The sequence below is a fragment of the Melioribacteraceae bacterium genome (genome assembly GCA_019638015.1).
Lineage (GTDB): Bacteria > Bacteroidota > Ignavibacteria > Ignavibacteriales > Melioribacteraceae > JAHBUP01.
Window position 1 is genome coordinate 957,467 of record JAHBUP010000001.1, and the last position, 24,515, is coordinate 981,981.

The 24,515-nt window shown below is 35.1% G+C and carries 16 protein-coding genes; all 16 read left to right on the forward strand.

Annotation, left to right across the window (positions count from 1 at the left end):
- Window positions 1-2: 2 nt before the first annotated feature.
- Window positions 3-1,151 (forward strand): GntR family transcriptional regulator, encoded by a 1,149-nt coding sequence (locus tag KF816_03790; protein ID MBX3007132.1) that lies wholly within the window; start codon window positions 3-5, stop codon window positions 1,149-1,151.
- A 34-nt stretch (window positions 1,152-1,185) separates the two neighbouring features.
- Complete coding sequence (gene uidA / locus KF816_03795) at window positions 1,186-2,976, forward strand: beta-glucuronidase (protein ID MBX3007133.1); 1,791 nt, start codon at window positions 1,186-1,188, stop codon at window positions 2,974-2,976.
- 3 nt (window positions 2,977-2,979) lie between these two features.
- On the forward strand, window positions 2,980-4,680 hold the full coding sequence (locus KF816_03800; protein ID MBX3007134.1) for a sodium:solute symporter family protein: 1,701 nt from the start codon (window positions 2,980-2,982) through the stop codon (window positions 4,678-4,680).
- 97 nt (window positions 4,681-4,777) lie between these two features.
- Entirely contained in the window at window positions 4,778-6,667 is a 1,890-nt protein-coding gene (locus KF816_03805) for a hypothetical protein (GenBank protein MBX3007135.1), read from the forward strand.
- A gap of 42 nt (window positions 6,668-6,709) precedes the next feature.
- Window positions 6,710-8,521: a beta-N-acetylglucosaminidase domain-containing protein gene (locus KF816_03810; GenBank protein MBX3007136.1), complete on the forward strand. Its 1,812-nt coding sequence runs from the start codon at window positions 6,710-6,712 to the stop codon at window positions 8,519-8,521.
- A gap of 19 nt (window positions 8,522-8,540) precedes the next feature.
- Entirely contained in the window at window positions 8,541-9,785 is a 1,245-nt protein-coding gene (locus tag KF816_03815) for a hypothetical protein (GenBank protein MBX3007137.1), read from the forward strand.
- An 18-nt stretch (window positions 9,786-9,803) separates the two neighbouring features.
- Window positions 9,804-11,036 carry an Nramp family divalent metal transporter gene (locus KF816_03820; protein ID MBX3007138.1) on the forward strand — a complete coding sequence of 411 codons (1,233 nt, stop codon included), beginning with the start codon at window positions 9,804-9,806 and terminating at the stop codon, window positions 11,034-11,036.
- A gap of 9 nt (window positions 11,037-11,045) precedes the next feature.
- On the forward strand, window positions 11,046-11,957 hold the full coding sequence (locus KF816_03825) for a sugar phosphate isomerase/epimerase (protein ID MBX3007139.1): 912 nt from the start codon (window positions 11,046-11,048) through the stop codon (window positions 11,955-11,957).
- Window positions 11,945-14,539 carry a family 20 glycosylhydrolase gene (locus KF816_03830; protein ID MBX3007140.1) on the forward strand — a complete coding sequence of 865 codons (2,595 nt, stop codon included), beginning with the start codon at window positions 11,945-11,947 and terminating at the stop codon, window positions 14,537-14,539. The genes KF816_03825 and KF816_03830 overlap by 13 nt, the downstream gene beginning before the upstream one ends.
- Entirely contained in the window at window positions 14,536-16,281 is a 1,746-nt protein-coding gene (locus KF816_03835; protein ID MBX3007141.1) for a glycoside hydrolase family 88 protein, read from the forward strand. The genes KF816_03830 and KF816_03835 overlap by 4 nt, the downstream gene beginning before the upstream one ends.
- Before the next feature lie 45 nt (window positions 16,282-16,326).
- A complete protein-coding gene (locus tag KF816_03840; GenBank protein MBX3007142.1) occupies window positions 16,327-17,085 on the forward strand; it encodes a glucosamine-6-phosphate deaminase in 759 nt (252 codons plus the stop codon).
- The gene (locus KF816_03845) at window positions 17,082-19,628 is read left to right on the forward strand and encodes a hypothetical protein (protein MBX3007143.1); all 2,547 of its coding nucleotides are present in this window, start codon (window positions 17,082-17,084) and stop codon (window positions 19,626-19,628) included. Before KF816_03840 ends, KF816_03845 begins: the two co-directional genes overlap by 4 nt.
- 2 nt (window positions 19,629-19,630) lie before the next feature.
- On the forward strand, window positions 19,631-20,848 hold the full coding sequence (locus KF816_03850; GenBank protein MBX3007144.1) for a hypothetical protein: 1,218 nt from the start codon (window positions 19,631-19,633) through the stop codon (window positions 20,846-20,848).
- 10 nt (window positions 20,849-20,858) lie between these two features.
- A complete protein-coding gene (locus KF816_03855) occupies window positions 20,859-22,217 on the forward strand; it encodes a DUF1080 domain-containing protein (protein ID MBX3007145.1) in 1,359 nt (452 codons plus the stop codon).
- 13 nt (window positions 22,218-22,230) lie between these two features.
- Window positions 22,231-23,589, forward strand: coding sequence for a Gfo/Idh/MocA family oxidoreductase (locus KF816_03860; GenBank protein ID MBX3007146.1), 1,359 nt, complete (start codon window positions 22,231-22,233; stop codon window positions 23,587-23,589).
- Between the two features lies 1 nt (window position 23,590).
- On the forward strand, window positions 23,591-24,508 hold the full coding sequence (locus KF816_03865; protein MBX3007147.1) for an FAD:protein FMN transferase: 918 nt from the start codon (window positions 23,591-23,593) through the stop codon (window positions 24,506-24,508).
- Window positions 24,509-24,515 lie beyond the last annotated feature (7 nt).

A 24,515-nucleotide genomic window follows, 5' to 3' on the forward strand; every position in this document is an offset into this window, starting at 1 on the left:
TTATGGGCAAAGGGATTAATCAGCTAGATCCTACTCCTTTGTATGAACAGGTTGAGCAAGATTTAAAAAAGAAAATTCAGAACAAAGAACTTTTACCTGGTCAACAAATAGAATCGCAGAATGATCTTGCTAGAAAGTATAAAGTAAGTCTTATAACTATTAAAAAAGCTTTATATAATCTTGTTAATGAAAATGTCTTATACACGAGAGTTGGCAAGGGTACTTATGTTGCCGATCCATCATTAAAGAAGATCAATCCCTCTGCCCATAAAACTATCGGTTTAGTATTAAGAGATATTACTCATCCATATTTCTCATATGTAGTTCATCATATTGAGTTGCGGGCTAATGAATTAGGTTTTAACCTGCTTCTAGCTAGTTCTTCCAATAATATGGAGAAGGAGGAAGCGCAAATAAACAGATTAAGGGGGCTGGGAGTTGATGGAATTATTATTGCCTCTTTATCACTTCAGTATCGAGCTACTAGGTATATCAAAAAATTACACGATGAAAATTTCCCATACATTATGGTTTCCTATATGCACGATCCCGAATATTGGTATGTAGGCTCCGACAATGAATATGGGGGTTACATTGCTACCGAACATCTTATAAAACTGGGTTACAAAAAAATAGGATTTATGCATGTAGGAAAGGGAAATTTATTAAGTGAAGTTAGAAAGAACGGTTATTACCGGGCTTTATTAGAATATAATATGCCATACGATTCTAAGCTGATTTATTATTCAGTTAACGAACAAAATGATTTTAATAATGACCGGTTTTTACAAGGCTATCATTTCGGTAAAAACTTTAAATCACTAAATCCCAAACCGGATGCAATTTTTGTCTATAGTGATTTGATGGCGGTTGGTTTTGAAAATGGATTATTGGAAGAGGGAATTCAAATTCCCGAGGATATTGCAATAGTAGGATTTGACGGAATTGAAGCTTCAATGCTTGCGTCGGTTCCAATAACTACAGTACATCAACCGGTTGAAAAGATTGGCAGACTTGCTGTTGAGATCATCCAAAAAAGAATTGAAGGCAATGATATCGGTAATAGAACAATTCTAAAACCAACTCTTGTAATAAGAGATTCATGCGGTGCAAAGAAACTTTATTCGGCAAATGGGTCACAAGTTGGTTAACAAAATTATTAACTATTGATCTAAGAGAAGGAAGATGTTATACCCAATAGTAAATTCTTACAGAAGCATATTCGATCTTTCGGGGATTTGGAATTTTAAGACTGATCCTAAAAAGATTGGCGAAAAAAGTAATTGGTTTAAAGGTTTTAAAACTGATATTTCAATAGCGGTGCCGGGAAGCTGGAACGAACAGCTCGAAGAAATTGGTCTGCTTAATTATGTGGGATCAGTATGGTACTCTAAAAAAATCTTTATACCTCTTGAATATAAATCCAAAAGAATGGTACTGCGATTCGGTTCTATTGATTACAATTCCAAGTTTTGGATTAATGGAAAATTTGTTGGTGAAAATAATATTGGCTTTCTTCCCTTTGAATTAGAAATAAATGACTTTGTTAATCCCGGTGAAGAAGTTCTGCTAGTGGTAATGGTTAATAATGAACTTAGTAATGAATCAATTCCACAAGGCATTACCGCTCAGCGTTTTAGAAGTGAGAATAGATTTAGAGAGGAGACGAATCCTCCTACTCGATTTGATTTTTCTCCATTCGGCGGTATTCATCGAACAGCTCAAGTAGTTTCAACTCCCAAAATTCATATAAAAAAAATTATAGTTGATACAAAAATATCCAATGATAAAGAAGGAATTGTAACCGCGCAGATATTTTCAAATAACAAGGGGAATTTGTCTATCACCGCTCAGATAATGGACGGGAGAAATATTGTAATTGAAAAATCTCAGCTGGCCGGCGATGAAGGAACCGTTGTTTTAAAGATCAAAAACTGCAAATTATGGTCACCGCAAAATCCGTTCCTGTATGATCTTAAAATTCAACTATATAATAATGACATTCAGATTGATGAATACCTCTTACCAATTGGTGTTAGGGAAATAAAGATATCGGGAAATAAGCTCCTTCTAAATGGAAAAGAAATTTACTTGAAAGGGTTTGGCAAGCATGAGGACTTTTATGTAATAGGCAAAGGACTTTGTCTTCCCTTAATAGTAAAGGATTTTGAGTTGATGAAATGGATCAATGCAAATTCCTTCCGTACTTCACATTATCCATATTCAGAAGAGATGATGTACTATGCCGATAAAAAGGGCTACTTAGTTATTGATGAAGTACCCGCGGTGAGTTTGGATTTTAGAGTTGTAAATGAGAATACTCTCAAAACCCACAAAGAACATATAAAAAGATTAGTTGAGAGAGATTACAATCACCCTTCAGTAATTATATGGGCTGTTGGTAATGAACCCAATTTGGTTGGTGACCAAAATTATTATAATGGATCGGCGAGGAAATACTGGAAAGAAATTTTTTCATTTACGCGATCGCTCGATTCAAAGCGCCCAATCACTGTTCCAAATTGTGCTCGTGCCGGGGTGAATGATCCTGTATTTGAGTTTTCAGATGTATTATCCCTCAACCGTTATTATGGCTGGTATGAGTACCCCGGTAACTTAAAAGAAGCTACTAGTATACTTGGCGCTGAAATGGATTTCATTAATAAAAAATATAAAAAACCAATTCTCTTTACTGAATTTGGAGTTGATACCGTTCCAGGATTTCATTCAATATCACCACAAATGTTTACGGAAGAGTATCAACAACAATTTTTAGAGGAGTACACAAAATTATTCCGTTCCAAAAAATATATGATAGGCGAACATGTCTGGAATTTTGCAGACTTCAGAACACCCCAGCATTTTAGAAGAGTTGTGCTGAATCTTAAAGGGGTATTCACGCGTAACCGTGAACCAAAATCGGCGGCTTTTGTGCTTAAAAAAATATGGCAGAATTCATCAAAAAATAAAAAGTAATCAATGTTCGGAATCTCAATAATAGATCTGCTCGTAATAATTCTCTACGCGCTCATTGTTATCTGGCTTGGATGGAGAGCGAAAAAAAAAGTTTCCTCCTCCGGCGATTATTTTATGGGCGGTAGGCGCGGCAGTAAAATTATGCAGATTGCTAATGCGCTTGGCGCCGGTACCCACACCGCACAGGCTATCGCAGTTTCGGGAGCTACTTATCAATTAGGATTAGCAGGGATTTGGTACCAGTGGCTTTATTTATTTTCTACTCCATTTTATTGGTTGCTTGCGCCAATTTACAGACGGTTGCGCTACATAACTATTGGCGATTTCTTTCATGAAAGATATGGTGCCAAATTAGCCGCCGCTTATTCTGTGATGGGATTAGTCTATTTTACAAGTGAGGTAGGTTTAATTCTTAAAGCTACAAGTGTTTCACTCGAAGCAATTTCGGGAGGAGCAATTTCCGCTGAAGTTATTGTCATCGTACTTACCATTTTCTTTTTGACTTATAGCGTTATGGGTGGATTGACCTCGGCATTAATAATTAATCTTTTGCAGGGTGTATTAATTGTGATGCTTTCGTTTCTAATAATTCCATTCGCATTATATGCCGGAGGGGGAATAACGGCAATCAAAGCAAAATTACCGGAGCATATGTTTAGTTTTATTGCACCTGAAGAGGTAACATTATTTTTTATTGTTATGCTGGTAATTAACGCATTGGTTGGTACTGTTGTTATACCTCATCACATGGCAATAAATGGTTCAGGTAAATCGGAGATGAATTGTAGAACCGGGTGGACTTACGGAAATTTCACTAAAAGATTCGCAACACTCGGGTGGGCGTTTGTTGGTGTATTTGCCGCGGCACTTTTCCCTGGATTAACATCAGACAATAGAGAATTTGCATTTGGTATGGCAATCACTAATCTCCTGCCCGTTGGATTGATTGGAGTAATGATTGCTGCGATGATCGCAACGGTTTTAGCCGCATGTCATAACTATATGGTTGGTGGTTCAGCACTTTTCACCAGAAATTTTTATAAAAGATTTCTAAATCAAGATGTAAGTGAAGAGCATAAACTTAAGGTTGCCCGAATATCATCTCTGGTTGTAGTTGTTGGTGGTGTGACCGTTGCATTAACGATTCCAAGTGTAGTAGTGGGATTAAAATACATTTGGCAAATAACCGCATTTTTTGGAATTGCATTTTGGATGGCAATAATTTGGAAAGGCGCCAACCGCTACGGTGTATGGGCAAGTTTAGCAGTAACAATTGGGGTATCATTATTTGCTGGTAACTACACTCCATGGAGTATGGGACTAGGATATGAATATCAAATAGCGATTTATCTTCCTGCCGGGTTTATCACTTTATTTGTTGTAAGTCTCGTTACCAAAAGTGAACCGAAAAATAAATTAGATGATTTTTACACATTGCTTCATACCCCCGTTGGTGAAGAGAGTAAATTGAAAGAAAAGGGAATTGAGATGATGCTCGAGGGGGAAAGCATCGCGCATAAATCATATAAAGAGGGAGAATCGTTAGAGGATAATGGTCAAGGTTTACTTATTGTGGATATACTTTCGTTGAAATCGAAATTTAGTTTAAAGAAATACAAAATCGATATTTATGGATTCGGGTTTGCCATTCTTTTTGTTATTGCGATACTGTTGTTTGGTATCGTTACTTCTAATCTTGGGTAAACGCTGAGTCAATTAACCGTAATTTTGAGTTGAATAAAAGAATGTTCTGAAATAATGAAAAACATCAATGCCGAAGTTTTAACTACAATTAAAATTAATGAGAACAAAAATACACATACCGCAATTACTCAAATACTACACTTTACTATTGTTTCTATTTATTAACATTTCACTAAATGCTTCAGAAAAGATCTCACTTAAAGAAAAATTTAAAGCGAATTTGTTAATTCTCGCAGACGACCTGATTAATATTCAAAATAGGGTTAAGGAGAGCACAAACTATGGGGCATTTTATTGTAAAGCATGCAAGGATTATCATACAAGAGCTTCTGAAGCAGTATTACCAATGGCGGTAGCGTTTAAAGAAACCGGGGATAATAAATATTTGCATGCCGCAATATCTACCGGAGAATGGTTAATTGCTCAGCAGAAGGAAGATGGTTCATGGTTCGAAACTCCGGATGAATGGACTGGCACAACAACTGATCAACTGCTCATGTTGGCAGCGTCACTACCAATTTTAAAAAATAATTTAACGAATAAACAATTCATTAAATGGAAATCAACTATTAAGAAAGCAGCAGATTGGATAGTGAAGAATATGAACCATGAATTTGCGAGTATTAATTATTGCGCGACTTCCACAGCAACGATGGCTGTAGTTTATAAGGTAATTTCTGACCCCGCTTATTTAAATAAGGCGGATGAACTCGCTAAACTTATCGTTTCAAAGCATGATGAAGATTATTTTCTGACTGGTGAGGGTAATAGAGTTAGAGGAACTAAATATGGTATTGACCTGGGTTACAACATGGACATGTCATTGTGGGGATTAGGCTTATACGCAAAACTCACACATAATGAAAATGTTACAGAGGTTGTTAGGAAAGCATTGCAAAGAATCATTTATTTTATTTATCCGGATGGCTCAACAGATGGATCGTGGGGTGTAAGATCAAGCAAGTGGACAACCTACGGAAGTTTTACCGCGGATGGTTCACAAATATTATTCTCTCTTTTTGCACATGAAAATTCTGTCTATAGAACAGCTGCTTTAATCAACATGAATTATTTTATGACGATGAGAAAGAATGGTCTGCTGACATATGGTCCGCATCATAATGAAATGTTTGCCGGGCAGCCATGTATCTACCCAACTTTTGCAAGGGCAAAAAATCTTGCGATGGCAATTATTTATGGCGATCAAGAAAGTGGACCAACTCCATCAATCCCAACTCAAAAAATAGGCTGGGCAAAATATTTTAATACAATAGATGTCTCATTGATTCGAACAAAAAATTTAATGGCTACTGTAACTGCCTATCGTTACAAAGATATTAGACGTGGTGCCGATTTTAAGTACATGCACAGGCCTTCGGGTGGTTCAATAACCAATTTATGGGTTCAGGATTACGGATATCTTCAAGCCTCCAGTCAAACTGAATATTCAAAATGGGAATTCAATTACCCTGATGTTAAAAATAGCTTGACCCTTACACCGCGGATTGAATTTACTGATTCAAATGGATATTACACTAATCTGTATGAATTCGATTCATATATGGAATTAAAGGAGGCAAACGGAGAGTACATTGTCAAAACATTTGGTGAATTGAAAGATAGAAACCGATGGGAAGGAGGAGTTGCATATACATTGATCCATAAATTTTCAGATGATTATATTGAAAAAAGTATAAAGCTCCGTTACCATGGTCAAATGCCGGTTATAAGTATAGTGGAGCCGATCATACAAAATCCAACAACCAGATTTAATAAAATTGATGAGAGAACCATTGAAATATTGGGCGGCAGTAAAGAATTTGTTTTTGAACTAGTTAATGGTGAAGGCGTAATAGAACTTGGAAACAATAACGAAAAGTATAATCAACCATTTCCTGCACTTAAAGGTTATCCAATCATTATTAATGTAAAGCCGGCTAATGATGAAATTAGTAAAGAAATAATTTATAGAATTAAAATTAAGTAGATTATTTAGTGACTCAGCGAAACTTATATAAGAGAGCGAATTATGAAGATATTTAAAATGACTTTGATATTACTATTTTTAATTACAAACCTTTTTGCACAGAAAATTATTGATAGCGATAAAAATTCACTGAGTGTACAGCCCAATCCTAAATCGGTAACCTCACTAAATAAGTATATGATTATTGAGGGGGCAAATAAATTTTTACAAATCATTGCTGAAAAAGAGGAAGAGAAAAAAGCTTCAAATTATTTAAGTCATTTATTAAAGAGTCAATTTAGTGATGCGATTATTACAGATGATAATTATGATGCTGAAAAGTGGAGGATAAAAATAGAGTTGAAAGAGAAGGGTAATCTTAATGTTAATGATCAGCATTATTCTATCAAGTGTGAGATGCGCATTAAAGAAATATCAATTACCTCATCAGGGCAATTAGGTTTACTATTTGGCGTTGTAACTTTTATGAGTTTTATTCAAAAGGAAGATGGTCAACTAAAATTAAATCTGTTTAATGTTGAGGATTATCCCGATTACAGTCGCAGAATTTTTTCAACTGTATTAAAATCAGATAATGTCGAAGAACTTCTGAATTACGCTCTAATAAATAAAATGGAAACTGTAGCTATAGCGAGCAGAAATTATTCATGGTTTCAACTTGATGAAGAGTATAAAGTAATATTAGAAAAAATAAAGAATTGGAGAGATAGATTTGGCGGACCAGAAATTATGCAATCACATAATATTTACGATCAGAAACAGATTGTAATCTCAAATCCAACCGATATAATCAAACTTAAAAAAGTAATCGAATTTGGAATACAACATGGCGCCGCAAAATTAATGATACTTGCCGATGATACACCCCCATTTATATTTGGCGAAGGTTATGTATTAACCAATGAAAATGATAAAAAACAATTTAAAAGTATGGCTGAAGCGCACACTTATTTGTTAAAGGATTTGAAAGTATGGATGAAAGAGAAATCCTACAACTCGGAAGTTTATTACGTCCCCCCATTTTATACTTATGAAGATATGCACTATGGTGATATGGAATTATTCGATGATACAGTTTGGGAGAATGACGCATATCAACCTTTACACCATGATCTGAACTATCTTGGTCAAAATTTACCTCAAGATGTTTATGTAATTTGGTGTGGACCTTACGTGCGCAGTAGAAAAATATCTCTTGAGGACTTGAATGATTGGACCAATAACTTAAAAGGTCGCGTTCCATTTTTATGGGATAATACAATTTATAGTCATCACCCATTTACATCAACACCTTTGTTTACCGCTTATGAAAATAATTTTCCTATTGATTTCGCAAATCAAACAGCTGGAAACGGAATGTTTGTTAATGGAGATGCTGGTGCCGAAGATTCAAGGGTGGCAATGATAACTGTAAATGATTTCTTGTGGAATACAAGCGGTTACATCCCTAATCAGTCACTAAAGATAGCAATGGAAAGAAATTACGGGAAAAAATTAGTAGAGCTTCTCATTGAATTTAAGGATGTTGAATTGGGTTTGAGAAAAACTATTGGCGAAAGAAAACTATGGTTCGAAGCTGATACCCTTTGGTCTGTAATAAGAAAAATAAGATTCATCACTGAAAAAAATCCATTTTCATATCATTTGAATTATACTAGAATGAAAGGTCTCAGGCTTCAATTAAAAAATTCGGTCCCAGAACCTTTGGGGAAAGATGACTTTGTAAAACATTGTATGGCGCTCGATCAGAAAAGAAAAGATATTCTGAATAAAGTGTTACAGATTGATTCGAAGAACTATGAAAGAATAAAATCAATTATGATTCCACTCCCGGATTTTCAAAAAATTCAATAAGATATTTTATGGAGTAATAATGCAATTTGGTAAAAAACTATCATCAACAATTTTTTTAATTATACTATTGTGTTCGAGCTTAAAATATGCTCAAAGTATGCAAGACCAAAAGGAAAGTGTTTTAAAAGCAATAAAGGATGTATCAGATTTTGCGGCATTTATACTGCTAGATGAATATGGCAAGTCGCGATGTGATTATAATATTACCGAGGGAAAATGGTATGAGTATGAACCGCCTTGGCATACCGGCCAAGTTATTAACGCATTAGTTGAATCATATAAAATTACTAACAATACTTCTTATTTAAAGGAAGCTGTTCGTGCCGGGAATTGGTGGATAGGTTTGCAGATTACTGATCATCCTAAGTTAAAAGGTATGCTGAACGCCATTCATGGTGATGGCAACGATAATATAGTATTTGCCACAATCTCGGATGGTACTCCCGGATTATTTAATCTCTATAAAATTACAGGTGATAAAAAGTATGCAGAAGTGGCTACAAGTGCTGGACAATGGATGCTCGAGAATATGTATGTTCCTGAACATGGAGTCTTTTATGATGTTGTAAATCCGAATACCGGTGAAGTGATGAAAGAGAGTAGCCCGTTTTGGCCCGATAAAAAGAATCAAACTTTATATGATGTTGCAAGACCAAATAACGAGGGATCTTTATTTAAAGATATGTATGAGTTTACAGGGAAGGAAGAGTACAAAAAAGTATTTATTGAATTATGTGAAAGTTTAGTTGAGAAGCAGGATGGAATGGGATTGTGGATGGATTTCACACCAAATAACAAAGATGCCGGAACATATCATCCACGATTTAATCTTTGGTATGCCGAGTCTTTAATTGAAGGGTTTGATTTAACCGGAAATAGAAAATACTTGGATGCAGCAGCAAAAACGTTGCGTACTTACCTTAAAGCTATGCGTAAGGATGGAACATTCTTCTATGTTAATTATTTGGATGGAAGAAATAATGAAAATTCTATAACCGGATCTGCCACAGCCTTTTGCGGAATGTTAGCTATAAGCCTGGTTAAAAATGGTTATGAGGAATTTAAAGAAAGTATTGAGAGATCGGCAAAATGGATATTGCTAAACAGATTCTCTGCAGATCATCCCGATTTAAATTTACGCGGTTCTGTAATTGATACGAGAACCAGAAATAGAAAAGGTAGAGTATGGCTTACTCAGAGAGATGTGGGCACTTCATTCGGACTAAGATTCTTATGCGATTACTATAATTATAAATTTAACTGAACAATTAAATAGAATAAAATGAAGAAAAAATTATTGGTATTTATATCGTCAATTGGTCCTGGCCTTTTTTTAGTCGGTTATAATATTGGTACAGGAAGCGTTACAACGATGGCATCGGCCGGGGCATCACATGGTATGATGCTTACTTGGGCGGTCTTGCTTTCGTGCGTATTTACATATTTCCTTATTGTAGCCTTTGGAAAATTTACTATAGTAACAGGAAAAACTGCTCTTGAAAGTTTTAGGGAAAACTTTGGCAAAGGAGTTTCGATTTTTGTTTTAGCAATTATAGTATTTACGGAGATGGTCTCAAGTATAGGGGTAATGTCAATAGTAACCGATGTGATTAAAGAATGGTCCCGCCCACTCACAACTTCCGGTGATGGATTTAATACTGTTGTATTGGCATTGTTGCTCGGTTCAGTAATGGTGTTTACATTGTTGAACGGCAAGTACAGTTTGATCGAAAAAGTATTAACAGTATTTGTAACTATGATGGGATTAAGTTTTATCCTCACATCATTTATGGTTATACCCGATGCGACATCAGTAATCAGCGGCTTGATTCCAAATATTCCAAAAGATACTAATGCTTCATTGATTGTTACCGGAATGATAGGAACAACTATGGGTGGAGTGTTATATGTTGTACGGTCTGTTACTGTAAAACAGAAAAATTGGGCAATTGAAGATCTTAAATATGAGCGAAGGGATGCACTGATTTCATCGGGTTTAATGTTTGTTTTAAGTATTGCTGTAATGGCCAGTGCCGCCGGTACATTATATCCAAAGGGGCTTCACATCGAAAACGCGATTGACATGATACGGTTACTTGAACCATTGGCAGGCAGATTTGCGATCTCAGTTTTTGTTGCCGGAATTGTCTGCGCCGGATTGTCTTCATTATATCCTCATTATATGCTTGTCCCATTGTTGCTAGCCGATTATAAAAACGAAGAATTGGATTTTAAGAAATGGCGTAATAGACTTATTGTAATTTTTTATGCCTCACTCGGTTTAATCGTTCCTATTTTTGGTGGCAGGCCCGTACTTGTAATGATTGCTTCACAAGCATTCACTCTCGTTGTTACTCCCATAATTATAATTTTAATGCTGATTCTATTAAATAAGAAATCACTGATGGGGGAATATAGAGTATCGAAAGCGATGAATGTTGTATTAGGAATTATTTTCATCTTCTCAGTTATTATGTCGGGGGTCGGCGCTGTTTCACTTATTGAATTATTCTAAAGAGGCAAAATGAAAATTATAAATCCGAAAATTGTATGCTGCTATCTACTTCCAATAACAAAATATGGTTATCCTCCTCGGGCTGAAGGAACAATAAAATATATTGAAGAAATGTATTCGCTTGGATTTTCATCGATCGAACTTGAGGGTATTCGTGAGTTGCACCTAAACACTGTTTATGACATGCGTGTGGAAATCAAAAATAAATTTGAAGAGCTGAATATTTCGATGCCCTATTTTTGTACCGTACTACCAGGTTTATCGTCAGTCGATGAAAAAGAACGAAATAAAAATCTGGAATTATTTGAACGAGGATGCGAGATTGCATCTTACTTGGGATCAAGGGGGATTTTAGATAATGGACCGTTGCCTCCATTCCAATTCCCAAATGAAATACCTGTAGTTAGGCATTATGGTGAAGATTCTATGCGTCTTGCCTTTTTACCGGATAATTTTTCATGGAAGAAATTTTGGGATCAATTAGTAGATACCTACAAGACAATCTGTGATATTGCTTCAAACTACAAACTTGAGTATCAAGTTCATCCTGCTGTGGGAGTGCTATCTTCTTCAACTGATGGTTTCTTGCTTTTAGCCGATTCAGTAAAAAAAGATAATCTCAAATTTAATTTTGATACAGCCAATCTTTTTGCGGTAAAGGAAAATCTCCCCCTCGCTTATTTGAAAGTTAAAGATTATGTGAGTTACATACACATCTCCGATAACAGAGGACAAAAAGTTGAGCATCTGAAAATTGGAAATGGATTAATTGATTGGGATAAATTTTTCGATGTAATTAATAAAACAAAATACGATGGATATTTTGGGATTGATATTGGGGGAGAAGAATCCGGCGTAAAAAAACTTAATCTTGCTTATCTCTCAGCGGCAAACTTTATCGAGGAAAAATGGAAAAAGTAAAATTAAACTGTGGCTTGCGAATTATTGGTGTATTATTCTTTTTGATTAATACTACTTATTCTCAGAGTGAACTATTAACAATTGTGCCTCAACCGCAGAATTACGAATTAACAGGCGGCTCAATTGATTTAGGCCAAAATCAGTTCATCCTAAAAAATTATTTGAATGAGAATGAATCGATCACAATTGCATTAAGGGAAACCAAAGAAATTTATTCAAAACTTTATGATAAAGAATTCTTCTCCAATGGTGGCGAGTATGAACTTGTTATTGGTCTCCCTTCCCAAAATAATGAGTTTGAGAAACTTTGTGAATCACTAAATCTCACACCCACTAAAGAGATTGGGGATGAAGGCTATTTATTTCTAGTAAATAAAAATAAAGTAATTGTTTCGGCAAACGCAGTCCAAGGGTTATTCTATGGAATTCAAACTCTGAAACAGCTAATTAGAGGATCAATAGAGAGCAATACTATTCCAAATATTAGAATAAAAGATTATCCTTCATTCAAGTTTCGTGCGGTGATGGATGATATTAGTCGGGGACCAATTCCAACATTAGAGTTTATGAAATATCAAATCCGTCGTTTGGCGGAACTAAAAATAAACGCATTCACACATTATGTCGAACATGTTGTTAAGACTAAAAAACATCCAACCATTGCCCCGGATGATGGCTCTCTCACAATTGAGGAGTGGAGAGAAATTTCAGATTATGCTAAAAAATATTTTATAACAGTCGTGGGTAGTTTCCAATCTTTCGGTCACTTCCAAAGTATTTTGAGTAATCCTGAATACGCCCATCTTGGTGAAAGTGGAACGCTGATATCTCCAGTAAAACCGGAAAGTTATAAGTTTCTCAAAGATATTTATGATGAGATGATCCCCGCGTTTGACGCTTCGTTTTTTAATGTTAATTGCGATGAAACTTTTGATTTGGGCAAAGCCGAATCAAAAAGATTAGTAGATAGCATTGGTTACAGCGGCGTTTATTTGCAACACATTATGAAATTATATGAAATAGTTAAATCGCATGGTGTTCGTATGGCAATATGGGGAGATATCCTCCTGGAATATCCTGAAATGATTAAGAAACTTCCAAAAGATATAATAATTGGTACATGGACTTATGACGATCTTGAATCATTTGAAAAGTATATAAAGCCTTTTAAGGAAGCCGAACTCGAATTTTTCGTTACACCCGGTGTTCTTAATTCAAATAAAATATTCCCCAACTATAAATCAACTTTTGGTAATATTAAAAACTTTGTAAGTGAGGGGAAAGCTAATGGAGCTTTCGGTGTTCTAAATTGTGTTTGGGATGATGGCGGGACAGCTTTATTTACAAATGACTGGTTTGGCGTTTCTTACGGTGCAGAAAAAAGCTGGAATCACCAAAGTCACGATTTAAGTTTTGATACACGATTTAATAAATCAATTTATGCGGCCAAAAATAATTCTTTTACTAAAGCCATTTGGAAATTGAATGATATGTCGCCTCTTGAATCAACCGATGGAATGACTGATAAAATACTTTTTAATAAATTGATTCCCGAAGCCGGTAAAAAAACAAAAATATCATTGGTCGATTGGGATAATGTTGTAACAATCATAAATGAAACAGAAAAAGAACTTCAAAAATCTCGCCCCAATTTTTATGAAAAAGATTTAGATTATCTTCAATTTGTGATTGATCTATATAGAGTACTCGCTAACGAAAGATTTTTAACACTCCGTGTTGCAGAAATATACTCTGAAGCGTTAGAAATAAATATATCCGATCCGATCAAATCAAGATCGCTAATACTCGAATCTCTTAATATTATTGAAAGTTTAATTCGACAAATATTTGTAATTAAATCCGATTATGAAAAATTATGGCTGTGGGAAAATCATACTTATTCATTACATGTAATTGGCGATCAATATCAAAAAAAGATTGATGATTATACCGATATCAAAAGCAAACTATTCCTCTCACTTAAAAATATAGATAGCGGTAAACAGCCATTTTCAGCTGATGCAACCAGACTAGCTATCACGAAACTTCCGGGTAAATACTTTAGAGAATGGATGATGGTTAATCCAATTCCTAACCAGGATGGACAAAAACTTTCCGGTGTAGATTATCTAAAAGAAATGGGAGGAGAGCTGGATGCACAACCCAAAGTAGCAGAAGAATTCTATTTCAATTCAGCTAGATATAGATGGAGGAGAGTGGTAACTGAAAATCCTGATGTTGTAAAACTTGATGAAATATTCCCAGATAATAATAAAAATGTAGTTACATACGCATTTGCAAATATCAATACAGAGAATGAAATGATAGTTAAAGCCCTTGTGAGCTGTGATGATGGAATTGAAGTTATAATAAATGGTAAATCAGTTTATAAAAATGTGATCGATGAAAATGAAAAGCATCCTGAATTCACATTTGAACTCCCATTGACAAAAGGACGAAATAACTTAATGTTGAAAATTTCTCAGACGGTAGGGGATTGGAGTTTTACATTTCGACTGCCTGACTCTGAAGTTAGGAACAGTAAGAACCGATACAGAATTCTTTCAAATGGTGCACAATGATAACCAAAATATTTAGTGCTGGAATATTTATACTTATTGCTATTACCAATAATGCACAAGACAATAGAACACCTATAGAGGTGGCGAAATCAATCGCAAACAGAGTTATTAATGAAACTTTGTTTGAACTGAAGCCAACAATTCAAAAACCAATACTTGATATACAGGTGCTTGATTTTAGCAGTGTGTTCGGCGAAAAATCAGAAGGTTCTGCTTATGCACAATCTACAATTAAATCTGATACACAAACAAAAACTAGTTATGGAGTAAGCTATTCAACGCCTATTAAAATATGGGTGAACGATAATTTAGTATTTGAAGAGAAGAACAATCACAATTTTTACTTTAAAGAGATAGCCTACAATCTTTTTCATTTTCAAGATACCATTGAAGTGAACTTGAATAAAGGAATCAATAAAATATTGATAAAAAGTGTTATTAGAGACACATCAAGTAAGATTTATCTCCGTGAATTGACTGAACCGGAAGAAACCACAAAGTACAAATTCAATAATCCATTGAAAGAAATTCCGGGCAAGTGGTTATTCACCGGGAACTATAATTCGGCAAGCGAGGATATTTTTAATTACTCCTTTCCACCGGAAAAATTATTCGAACAGTATTATATATATATAAATCAAATTTATTCATGGCGTATTCCTGCAGATAATATTTTATACGATTTAATAATTAAAGATGACGCAGTTTACAAACGTGAATCGTATGCAGAGTGGATGTATCCGAATGGAACAGTCCTTTTCGGCATTGATTTACTCGCTAATTATTTGGGGGATAATTCATACTCAAGTTATGTTGAAAAAGTTTGTGATTTTACTTTGGCAAACTATGATTTGTTCGAATATCAGTATTTCAAAAAGAATGGGATCCGATCTTCAAACCATAGACTATTCCGGATGAGTATGCTTGATGACGCATCTGCGCCGGCTCTTCCGTTTATAGAGCGATTGCTCAATAATAAAGATAAAAAGTTCAAAAAAATTGTTGACAAGGTTACTGAGTTTGTATCTCTGCATCAATATAGGTTAACCGATGGGACATTCAGCAGACCAGAACCGCGAAGAATGACTGTGTGGGCAGATGATCTTTTTATGTCAGTCCCTTACCTTGTCCGGGCGGCACAACATTACGATGAAAATAAATATTATGATGATGCCGCACTTCAAATAATAAATTTTAACAAATACTTATTTGATAAAGAAAAGAAGCTATATAAGCACGCCTGGTTCGATTTCTCCAAAGAAAAATCGGTTGCTTACTGGGGAAGAGCTAATGGTTGGGTTATATGGGGAGAAACAGAAGCATTATTGAACTTGCCGAAAAAACATAAAAAGTATAAAACTGTTGAAAAAATATTTGCAAACCACATCGAAGGGATAATAAAAATGCAGAATAGAGATGGAATGTGGCATCAAGTTCTCGACCGGAATGACTCATTTGAAGAAACTTCTTGTACTGCAATGTTCATTATCGGAATTGCTAGGGGTATTAAAAATAGTTGGATCAGTAAATCCTATGAAAAAAATCTTTTAATGGCATGGAATGCATTGAAACAAAGAGTATCTGAGGATGGAATAGTGAAAGATATTACTAGAGGAACCGGGATTGGTTACGATCTAGAATTTTATTTTAATAGAGAAAGATTTGATAACGATCCGAGAGGGCTGGGTGCCGTAATTACAGCCGCGGTTGAAATGCAAAAGTACTTTGACAGTAGACGGTAATAATAAATATTGAAAAAATTGTAATCATCAAAGGAATATTGTTAAATGAAAATTATGAATCTCGATCTACTAAATATTGTGATTTGTGAAAACAGAATCGAGTTAGGTAAGAGTGCTGCTGCGAATATAGGAAAACTTATTAGTAACCTTCTGGAAATAAAAGATGAGATCAGAATGGTTTTTGCAGCGGCACCATCACAAAATGAATTTTTAGCTGAACTTGTCAAGACTCCAGACATTGACTGGTCAAAAATAATTGCGTTTCATATGGATGAGTACATTGGACTTCCCAAAAATGCAGAGCAATTATTTGGCAGATATTTGAACGATCACCTTTTTTCAAAAGTTAATTTGAAGGATATAATTGTTATAAATTCACAAGCGGAAAGAATTGAAGCAGAATGTGAGCGTTATGAAATTCTTCTACGCGAAAATATTATCGATATTGTGTGTCTGGGTATAGGTGAAAATGGACACATAGCATTCAATGATCCTCCAGTAGCCGATTTTAATGATAAAAAGTTTGTGAAAATTGTTGAGTTAGACATGCCATGTCGTCAGCAGCAAGTAAATGACGGGTGTTTTAGTAGTCTTGAACAAGTTCCAAAGTTTGCCGTTACACTCACTGTCCCAGCCCTTATGAGCGGAAGTCATCTGTCGATAGCAGTGCCGGGAACAAGAAAAGCTGATGCGGTAAAAAGATGTCTCTATAATAAAATCTCAACTGAATGCCCAGCTTCAATTTTGCGTACACATCAAAACGCAATTCTATATCTTGATAAAGATTCAGCGAGTATGTTATGATAAGCACAAAATATTTTTTAATTATTACACTCGTGTCTTTGCTTTTTGTATTTTCTGATTTGTACACTCAAGTAAATAGGTTGGAGAGAGCACCAATCACATTTGATTTTGGTAAGACCGGTTCAGCGCAATATTTAAACTCAGTTGTTGTTGATGAAAATTTTAAGTATGAAAAAAGTTTAGGATTTGGATGGAGCATCCTACCTTTAAATTCATTTGAGAGAATTAAATTTAATGGTACCACTCTCCGAAATAATCTCACTAATGATGGTGTGACCGGAAAAGAAATTGAATTTAAGGTAAATATACCAAGTGGGAAATGGTGGTTTACATATTGGATGGAAGCCGGAAATGATTACACTAACTCATCGTTATTAAAAATTAATGACAAAAATCATGAGATAAATTGGTTTAGGATCAAAGCAGGGGAAGGGGGCGAATCGGAGCATCTTAATCTATACAGAGTTTATAACTCTTTAATTGAAGTAGATAATGCAGGTTTAGTAGTAAATATAAAAGGTGGTAAAGATTCTGTTCGTATTTTAGGATTGTCACTTATTCCGTATGAAGTTCCGGTTTCCGATTTACATCAAAAAATTTCAAGGATTGTAAAACAAGCCGGGAGGTATAAATCAAAAGTATCATTAGCAGATCTCCATAAATACCTTTTGGAACAAAATAAACTCTATCCCGTTGATTCTTACATTTATTATCTATTACAACAATCATCACTTTTTATGGAAGCCGATAGGCTTAATAATATGATGGGCTGGGAGTGGGCTTCGCAATTAACCGGATTAGGAATATTCGATAGACTTCATCAAACCATTTGCCTACTTGATGCTCAGATCGAACATGATTATGAATTTAAAAATCCATATCGAGAAAGGGCACTCTGGATGCGTGGTAAACTTGGATACGATCTTAATCTTCAACGCGGTGGACAACATGAAAAGGAAATGGCAAAACGAGATTTAGCAGAACTATATGAACTCTATCCAGATGATGAAAATCTCGCAATGTATAACGGTGTAGTGATAAACCAAACCGATTATTGCGATTGTTTAAATGCAAATAATAGTGCCCCTAAATGGGCAACACTACAAAGAGAATTGATTTGTAGATTAAGCCGTGAGATTAAATGGTGGGTTACTGAGAGACAAGCTCCAAATGGAGAGTTTGGTGGAAAAATTGGTGATGATGTTGAACTGTTAAGATGGTGGACTCCTTTTCTTCTATCGGGAAATAAGTATGCAATATTGGGATGGAAAAAATTAGCAGACGAAGTATGGCAAAGTCCTAAAGTACATTTAGGATATTCAAAATTACCGATTGATGTTGAGCATGCGGCAGAATTTATTTCGGATTCTACTCCTGAACTTTTATTTGTTGATGAAGATTCTACTTATTTCAAACGACTATTATATACTGCCGATTATTTTGAAAATCTCTGGTCGGTTAAAAATAAATATGGCAGACGATTCTTTAAATCAGCTTGGTTTAGTTCAACAGAGGTCGATGAAAGAATTCCTCGCAATAGAGACGTTGATTATAATACAAGGGCGTTAAAACCACTTCGTTACACTGCATGGTCATCAAGAAATCCTCGCATGATAAATTTACTTAACGAATGGTCAGAGGCTTGGCTGCACATTGCACTCATGACTGAAAAAGGAAAACCAAGAGGTATTATACCGTCCTCAATTAGATATTATGATGAGGCAATTAATGGCGATGGCACAAATTGGTATAATGCAGATATGTTATGGACATATTTCGATTGGGAGCATTCCGTCGGCTCAATGATTATGGATCAACTTTTCTTCACATATACTTTAAATGGAAATATAAAATTATTAGAACCAATTAATATGTCTCTTGAAATGATTAAAAAAAATTATAACCACTTATTTGAAAAAGTTAAAGAAGGAAGTGAAGTATGGGCCGCTCAAAAACTGGTTAGTAATAATGGTTTTTGGAATGTTATAGGTAAATGGAGAGTAACCACTAATAATGCAGATTATGATTCAATTATAATTAAGCATGGGAATGAGTTTACGAAATATCAAATTACAGGAGATCAGAAATATTTAATTGAAGGGTTGAACGAGTCATTAGAAGCAATTCGATACAATACTCCTTTGAGAACAACGCTTGCGTTACACACAGATAGAGTTAGAACGCCGGGTGCTGATTTATTGAAAGCAATGCTGACCGGTGATGGAACTCCCGAAGGAAGTTCTCCATATTATTCTGTATCATGGGAAAATCGTAATGATAACCTCGCTTCGCTTGTCACTCATTCCAATAATGATAGATTGTGCATTGAACTATTCTCATTTGAAAATATTGAGATAAATCTTACAGCAAGAGTTTGGCGATTAAATAAAGGTGAGTACAATTTAATTTATAAAAATGCCGCTGGTAAGGCACTTCACAATAAAAAGATAATGATTAACAGTGTTGGACAAAAATTAGATTTAACAATTCCACCCGGTCAGTTAATTATTGTTGAAATTACAAGCGCTTCAGCCAAGGATTAATTATGAGCAGTTTTAGGTTTTTAGTCTTGTTAAGAAAGTTTCTTTTAATAATAATTATTATTAACGGAATACTTTCATGTACTACTGGCTCAAATGTGAATCACTATTCAAGTTCACCAATTGGGACTAAATGGGAAAGCGAAAAGGAAACCTGGATCGATCCCGAATATGGTTACGAGATTAGTAAATGGACATCGGAAGAATATGAAAGCTGGCCACTCTATTTTAATATTGAGTCATTTATCGATGAAGACAATATCATCATCTATTCAACACGAGCCGGCGGTATAAATTTATTTAGACTTGATTTGAGTGACGGATCGATCACTCAACTAACTAATCATAATGGTAGTGTCGGCTCAGTGTGGCATCTTCCGCTAAAGAAAAAAATATGGTACGAAATAGATAATTCCATCCATGAATTAAATTATGAAACAATGGAAGATATAGTCGTTTTTTCTTCTTCGAAAACTAAAATCAGATCATTCACTGTTACGTGCGACGCAAAGTTTATTGTGTATTCGATTAATAAAAATCCAGGATGGAGCAGTGAAAATAGTACTGGTCCTTTTGCAATTATGCGTCTCGATATTGAATCGAAGGAGGATGTGCAGATATCACCCGACTATGGATTTACAATAAATCATTTGCAAGCATCACCAACGGATCCACAGATTATTACCTATGCTTGGCAGCATCAATATAGAGAAGGAAGTGCGGGAATAGTTGGAAATACACCAATTAGAATTTGGTGGCTTAATATTAATGAGATGAATGGTGGACCGGTTGTGCCTCAAGAATTTGGAATACATCGTACACATGAATTTTGGCTGTATGACGGCTCGCGAATAGGTTATTCTGCTCGATATATGTTTGGACCCAATAAAGGAAAACAATATTTAGGTTCCTGCAATTATAATGGTACCGATAATTTTATGTTTGAAGTCCCCGTTGGACCAGCACATTCCCAAGTGTTTAATGATAATAAGCATTGGGTTGCAGATCAAAATGATGGAATGATTCTAACTATGTGGACTTTTGAGAGGGATAAGATTTTAAAAGAGGAAAAATTATTTCGCCACAATTCAAGTTGGGAGGGACAGCCCGGGCATCCACATCCTCATTTTAGTCCTAATGGCAAATATGTTTTATTTGGAACTGATAAAACCGGCCTTCCTCAGGTTTATACTGTAAAAATTAACTTAAATAAAAATAAATAGGTGTACGACGATGAAAACAAAACATAGTTTACTTCTGATATTAATTTTAATCAGTTCATTAACTATAAATGCTCAAGAGAATTGGAAAAACTTATTCAACGGAAAAGATCTTACTGGATGGGAACCAATTAACGGTTTCGCAAAATATTACGCGCAGGATGGAGTTCTGGTTGGTGAAGCCGTAATTGGCTCGCCAAATTCATTTCTGTGTACAAAAGAAAAATATGATGATTTTATTTTGGAGTTCGAAGCAACTACAGATTCTCAGCTAAATAGTGGAGTGCAATTTAGGAGTGAAAGCAAAAATGATTATATGAATGGAAGAGTTCATGGCTATCAATTGGAAATAGATCCGACTGATAGAGCTTGGAGCGGCGGAATTTATGATGAAGCTAGAAGAGGATGGATTTATACACTTGAAGAAAATCCGGATGGAAGAAAAGCATATAAAAATGGTGAGTGGAATAAAGTACGAATTGAAGCGATTGGAAATTCAATTCGAACCTGGATAAATGGAATTGCCTGCTCGGATATAATTGATAACACTACTCCAAAAGGATTTATTGGACTTCAGGTTCATGATATAAAAAATGATCCCACTAAAAATGGTATTAAGGCAAAATGGCGAAATATTAGAATAATGACTGATAATCTAGAACAATATAAATCACCATCGGGAAATATTCCTCAGTATAACTACATTCAGAATTCTATAAGTGAATATGAGAAAACTCAAGGCTGGAAATTGTTGTGGGATGGAAAAACAACAAATGGCTGGCGTGGGGCAAAACAAGCAACATTTCCAGAATATGGATGGGAAATCAAAGATGGAGTTTTAAGTGTGCTCTCATCTGGTGGAGCAGAATCACGTAATGGCGGAGATATCATAACTACAAAAAAATATAAAAATTTCGAGTTGATAGTTGATTTCAAAATTACAGAAGGTGCCAACAGTGGAATTAAATATTTCGTTGATGCCGAATTAAATAAAGGAGATGGCTCCGCTATTGGATGTGAATTTCAAATATTGGATGACGCAAAGCATCCCGATGCCAAACTTGGAGTTGCTGGTAATAGAACTTTAGGAGCTCTTTATGATTTAATAGCCCCGATAAATAAAAGAGTTAATGGAATTGGACAATGGAACCGCGCAAGAATTATTGTAAAAGATAATAATGTTGAACATTGGCTTAATGGATTTAAAGTTGTTGAATATGTTAGGAGTTCACAAATGTGGCGGGCACTGGTGGCCTATAGTAAATACAGCGTTTGGCCAAACTTTGGAGAATTTAAAGAAGGACACATTTTACTACAAGATCATGGAGACCAGGTTTCGTTCATGAATATTAAGATAAAAGAAATTAATTAATGGAGAATTTAAAATGGGAAATACAAGAAGAGACTTTATTAAAAAATCTGCGCTAGCTGTTGCCGGAGCCGCTGTGGGGTCAATTGGAATTTCTGCTAAAAGTTATTCGAGAATTATTGGAGCAAATGATAGGGTTATAGTTGGTCTGGTAGGTTTTTCAGATCGTGCACGGCAATCCCTCGTTCCTGCTTTCATGAATTATTCAGAAAAAATGAATTTTGAGATAAAAGGTGTTTCTGATATTTGGAATCGAAGAAGAAATGAAAGTGTCGAATTTTTCAAAAAAGAATATGAGAAAAATGTAGTTACATACTTAAATAACGATGAACTGTATAACGATAAAGATATTGATGCTGTGATAATCTCTACTGCAGATTTTCAACATGCTCTTCATGCTATTGAAGCGGCTAAGAATAAAAAAGATGCCTACGTTGAGAAACCATTCGCAGAAACTATGGAAGATAATCGGCTAGCATTAAAAGCTGTAAAGGAATCGGGAATAATTTGTCAAATCGGTTCGCAGAGAAGAAGTGGACCCAATTATCATAACGCATTAAATTTTATTAAGTCGGGAAAATTTGGTGACATAAAAATGGTAGAGATGACCTGGAATGTAAATCAACCGGGAAGATGGCGCCGCCCCGATTTAGTTTCTACTATAAAGGAAAATGATACAGACTGGAAGAGATACATAATGAATCGTCCTCATGAAAGTTGGGATCCAAGAAAGTATGTTGAGTATAGATTGTTCTGGCCCTATTCATCTGGAATACCGGGGCAGTGGATGTCACACCAAATAGATACAGTTCATTGGTTTAGTGGATTAAGATTTCCACGCAGCGTTACAGCCAATGGTGGAATTTATATGTGGAATGATGGAAGAAAAAATTTCGACGCGATGACTGCCGTTTTCGATTATGGTTCCGAAGATGATATGAATAATGGTTTCCAAGTATTGTATTCATCAAGAATGTTTAACTCAGCCGGTGGAGTAAAAGAAATTTATTATTCCAATGGTGGCGAGTTAAATTTAGATACTAATAAAGTTACTGCTACAGGAGGATTGACAGAGCAATTTGCGAAGGCAATGAAAATGCAGCCAAACTTACTACCCGATATTGATTTATCAGCTACAGATATAAAAGTCGAAACTTCTGCTAATACAGGCGCTGATGTTATGACCTCACTACATATGCTCAACTGGATGGAGTGTATTCGTTCCCGCAACGAACCAAATGGTCCCGTTGAAGCTGGTTATGATCATTCGGTCGCAAATATTATGGTAACCGCCGCATTAAGGACAAAAAAGTTTGTAACATTTGATAAGGTGAACCAGGAAGTATTAGCTGACGGAAAAATATTTCAATATTGAGATGAGAGGAATCGTAGATTTTAGTTTCTTTGCGATGGGCACCCGATTCAATGCGGTTTTTCCTTCACTCGACATGGAATTAGAGGATATCATATTCCAAAAGTTACGAGATGAAGTCTATCGCGTTGAATTACTTTTGAGTTATTTTAATAAAGAAAGCGATGTTTTTAAAATTAATAATAGAACAAAAAATGAAAATGTCGATGTCAATGTTGAATTGTTTAGTCTTCTTGAAATTTGTAAACGATTTTATGATTTAACCGGCGGGGCATTTGATATAACAATGAGACCTTTGGTTAATTTTTGGAAACAACAAAATTCCGAGCTTATTGATCAAGAAATGTTAACCGAAGTGAAGAAGTCTGTTGGATTCCAGAAAGTATTTCTTAATAAAGATAATTACACAGTATCATTTGAGGATTTTGATAGTGAATTAGACTTTGGCGGAGTTGGGAAAGGATATGCTTTGGAGAAGGTTAAAGATATTTTAGAAGAGTATGAAATTGAATGCGCATTTATCAGCTTCGGTGAGAGTTCAATACTTGCCTTAGGAAAACATCCCAACGGTGATTATTGGAAAGTTGGAATTAATAATTATTTATCGCCGGGTCAATCAATCCATTCGTTCGAAATAATTGATGGTTCAGTTTCAACGTCCAGCAATTTTACATTGTGCGATGATGGAGGATTGAAAGAAAATATCAATATTATCAATCCTAAAACTGGTTATCCGGAAAAAGTATTCAAAGCTATAAGTGTAGCATCAGAATCGCCAACTCTATCCGAGATATTATCTACTGCGTTCTTAATAATGGAAAAAGAAAAAATTAAATTAACTCTAAATCAGTACGATAGCGCTTCAGTTGTTGAAATTCTATATAATTCGGATAAACCAATTGTCAATTTATTTAATTTATAATGGATTA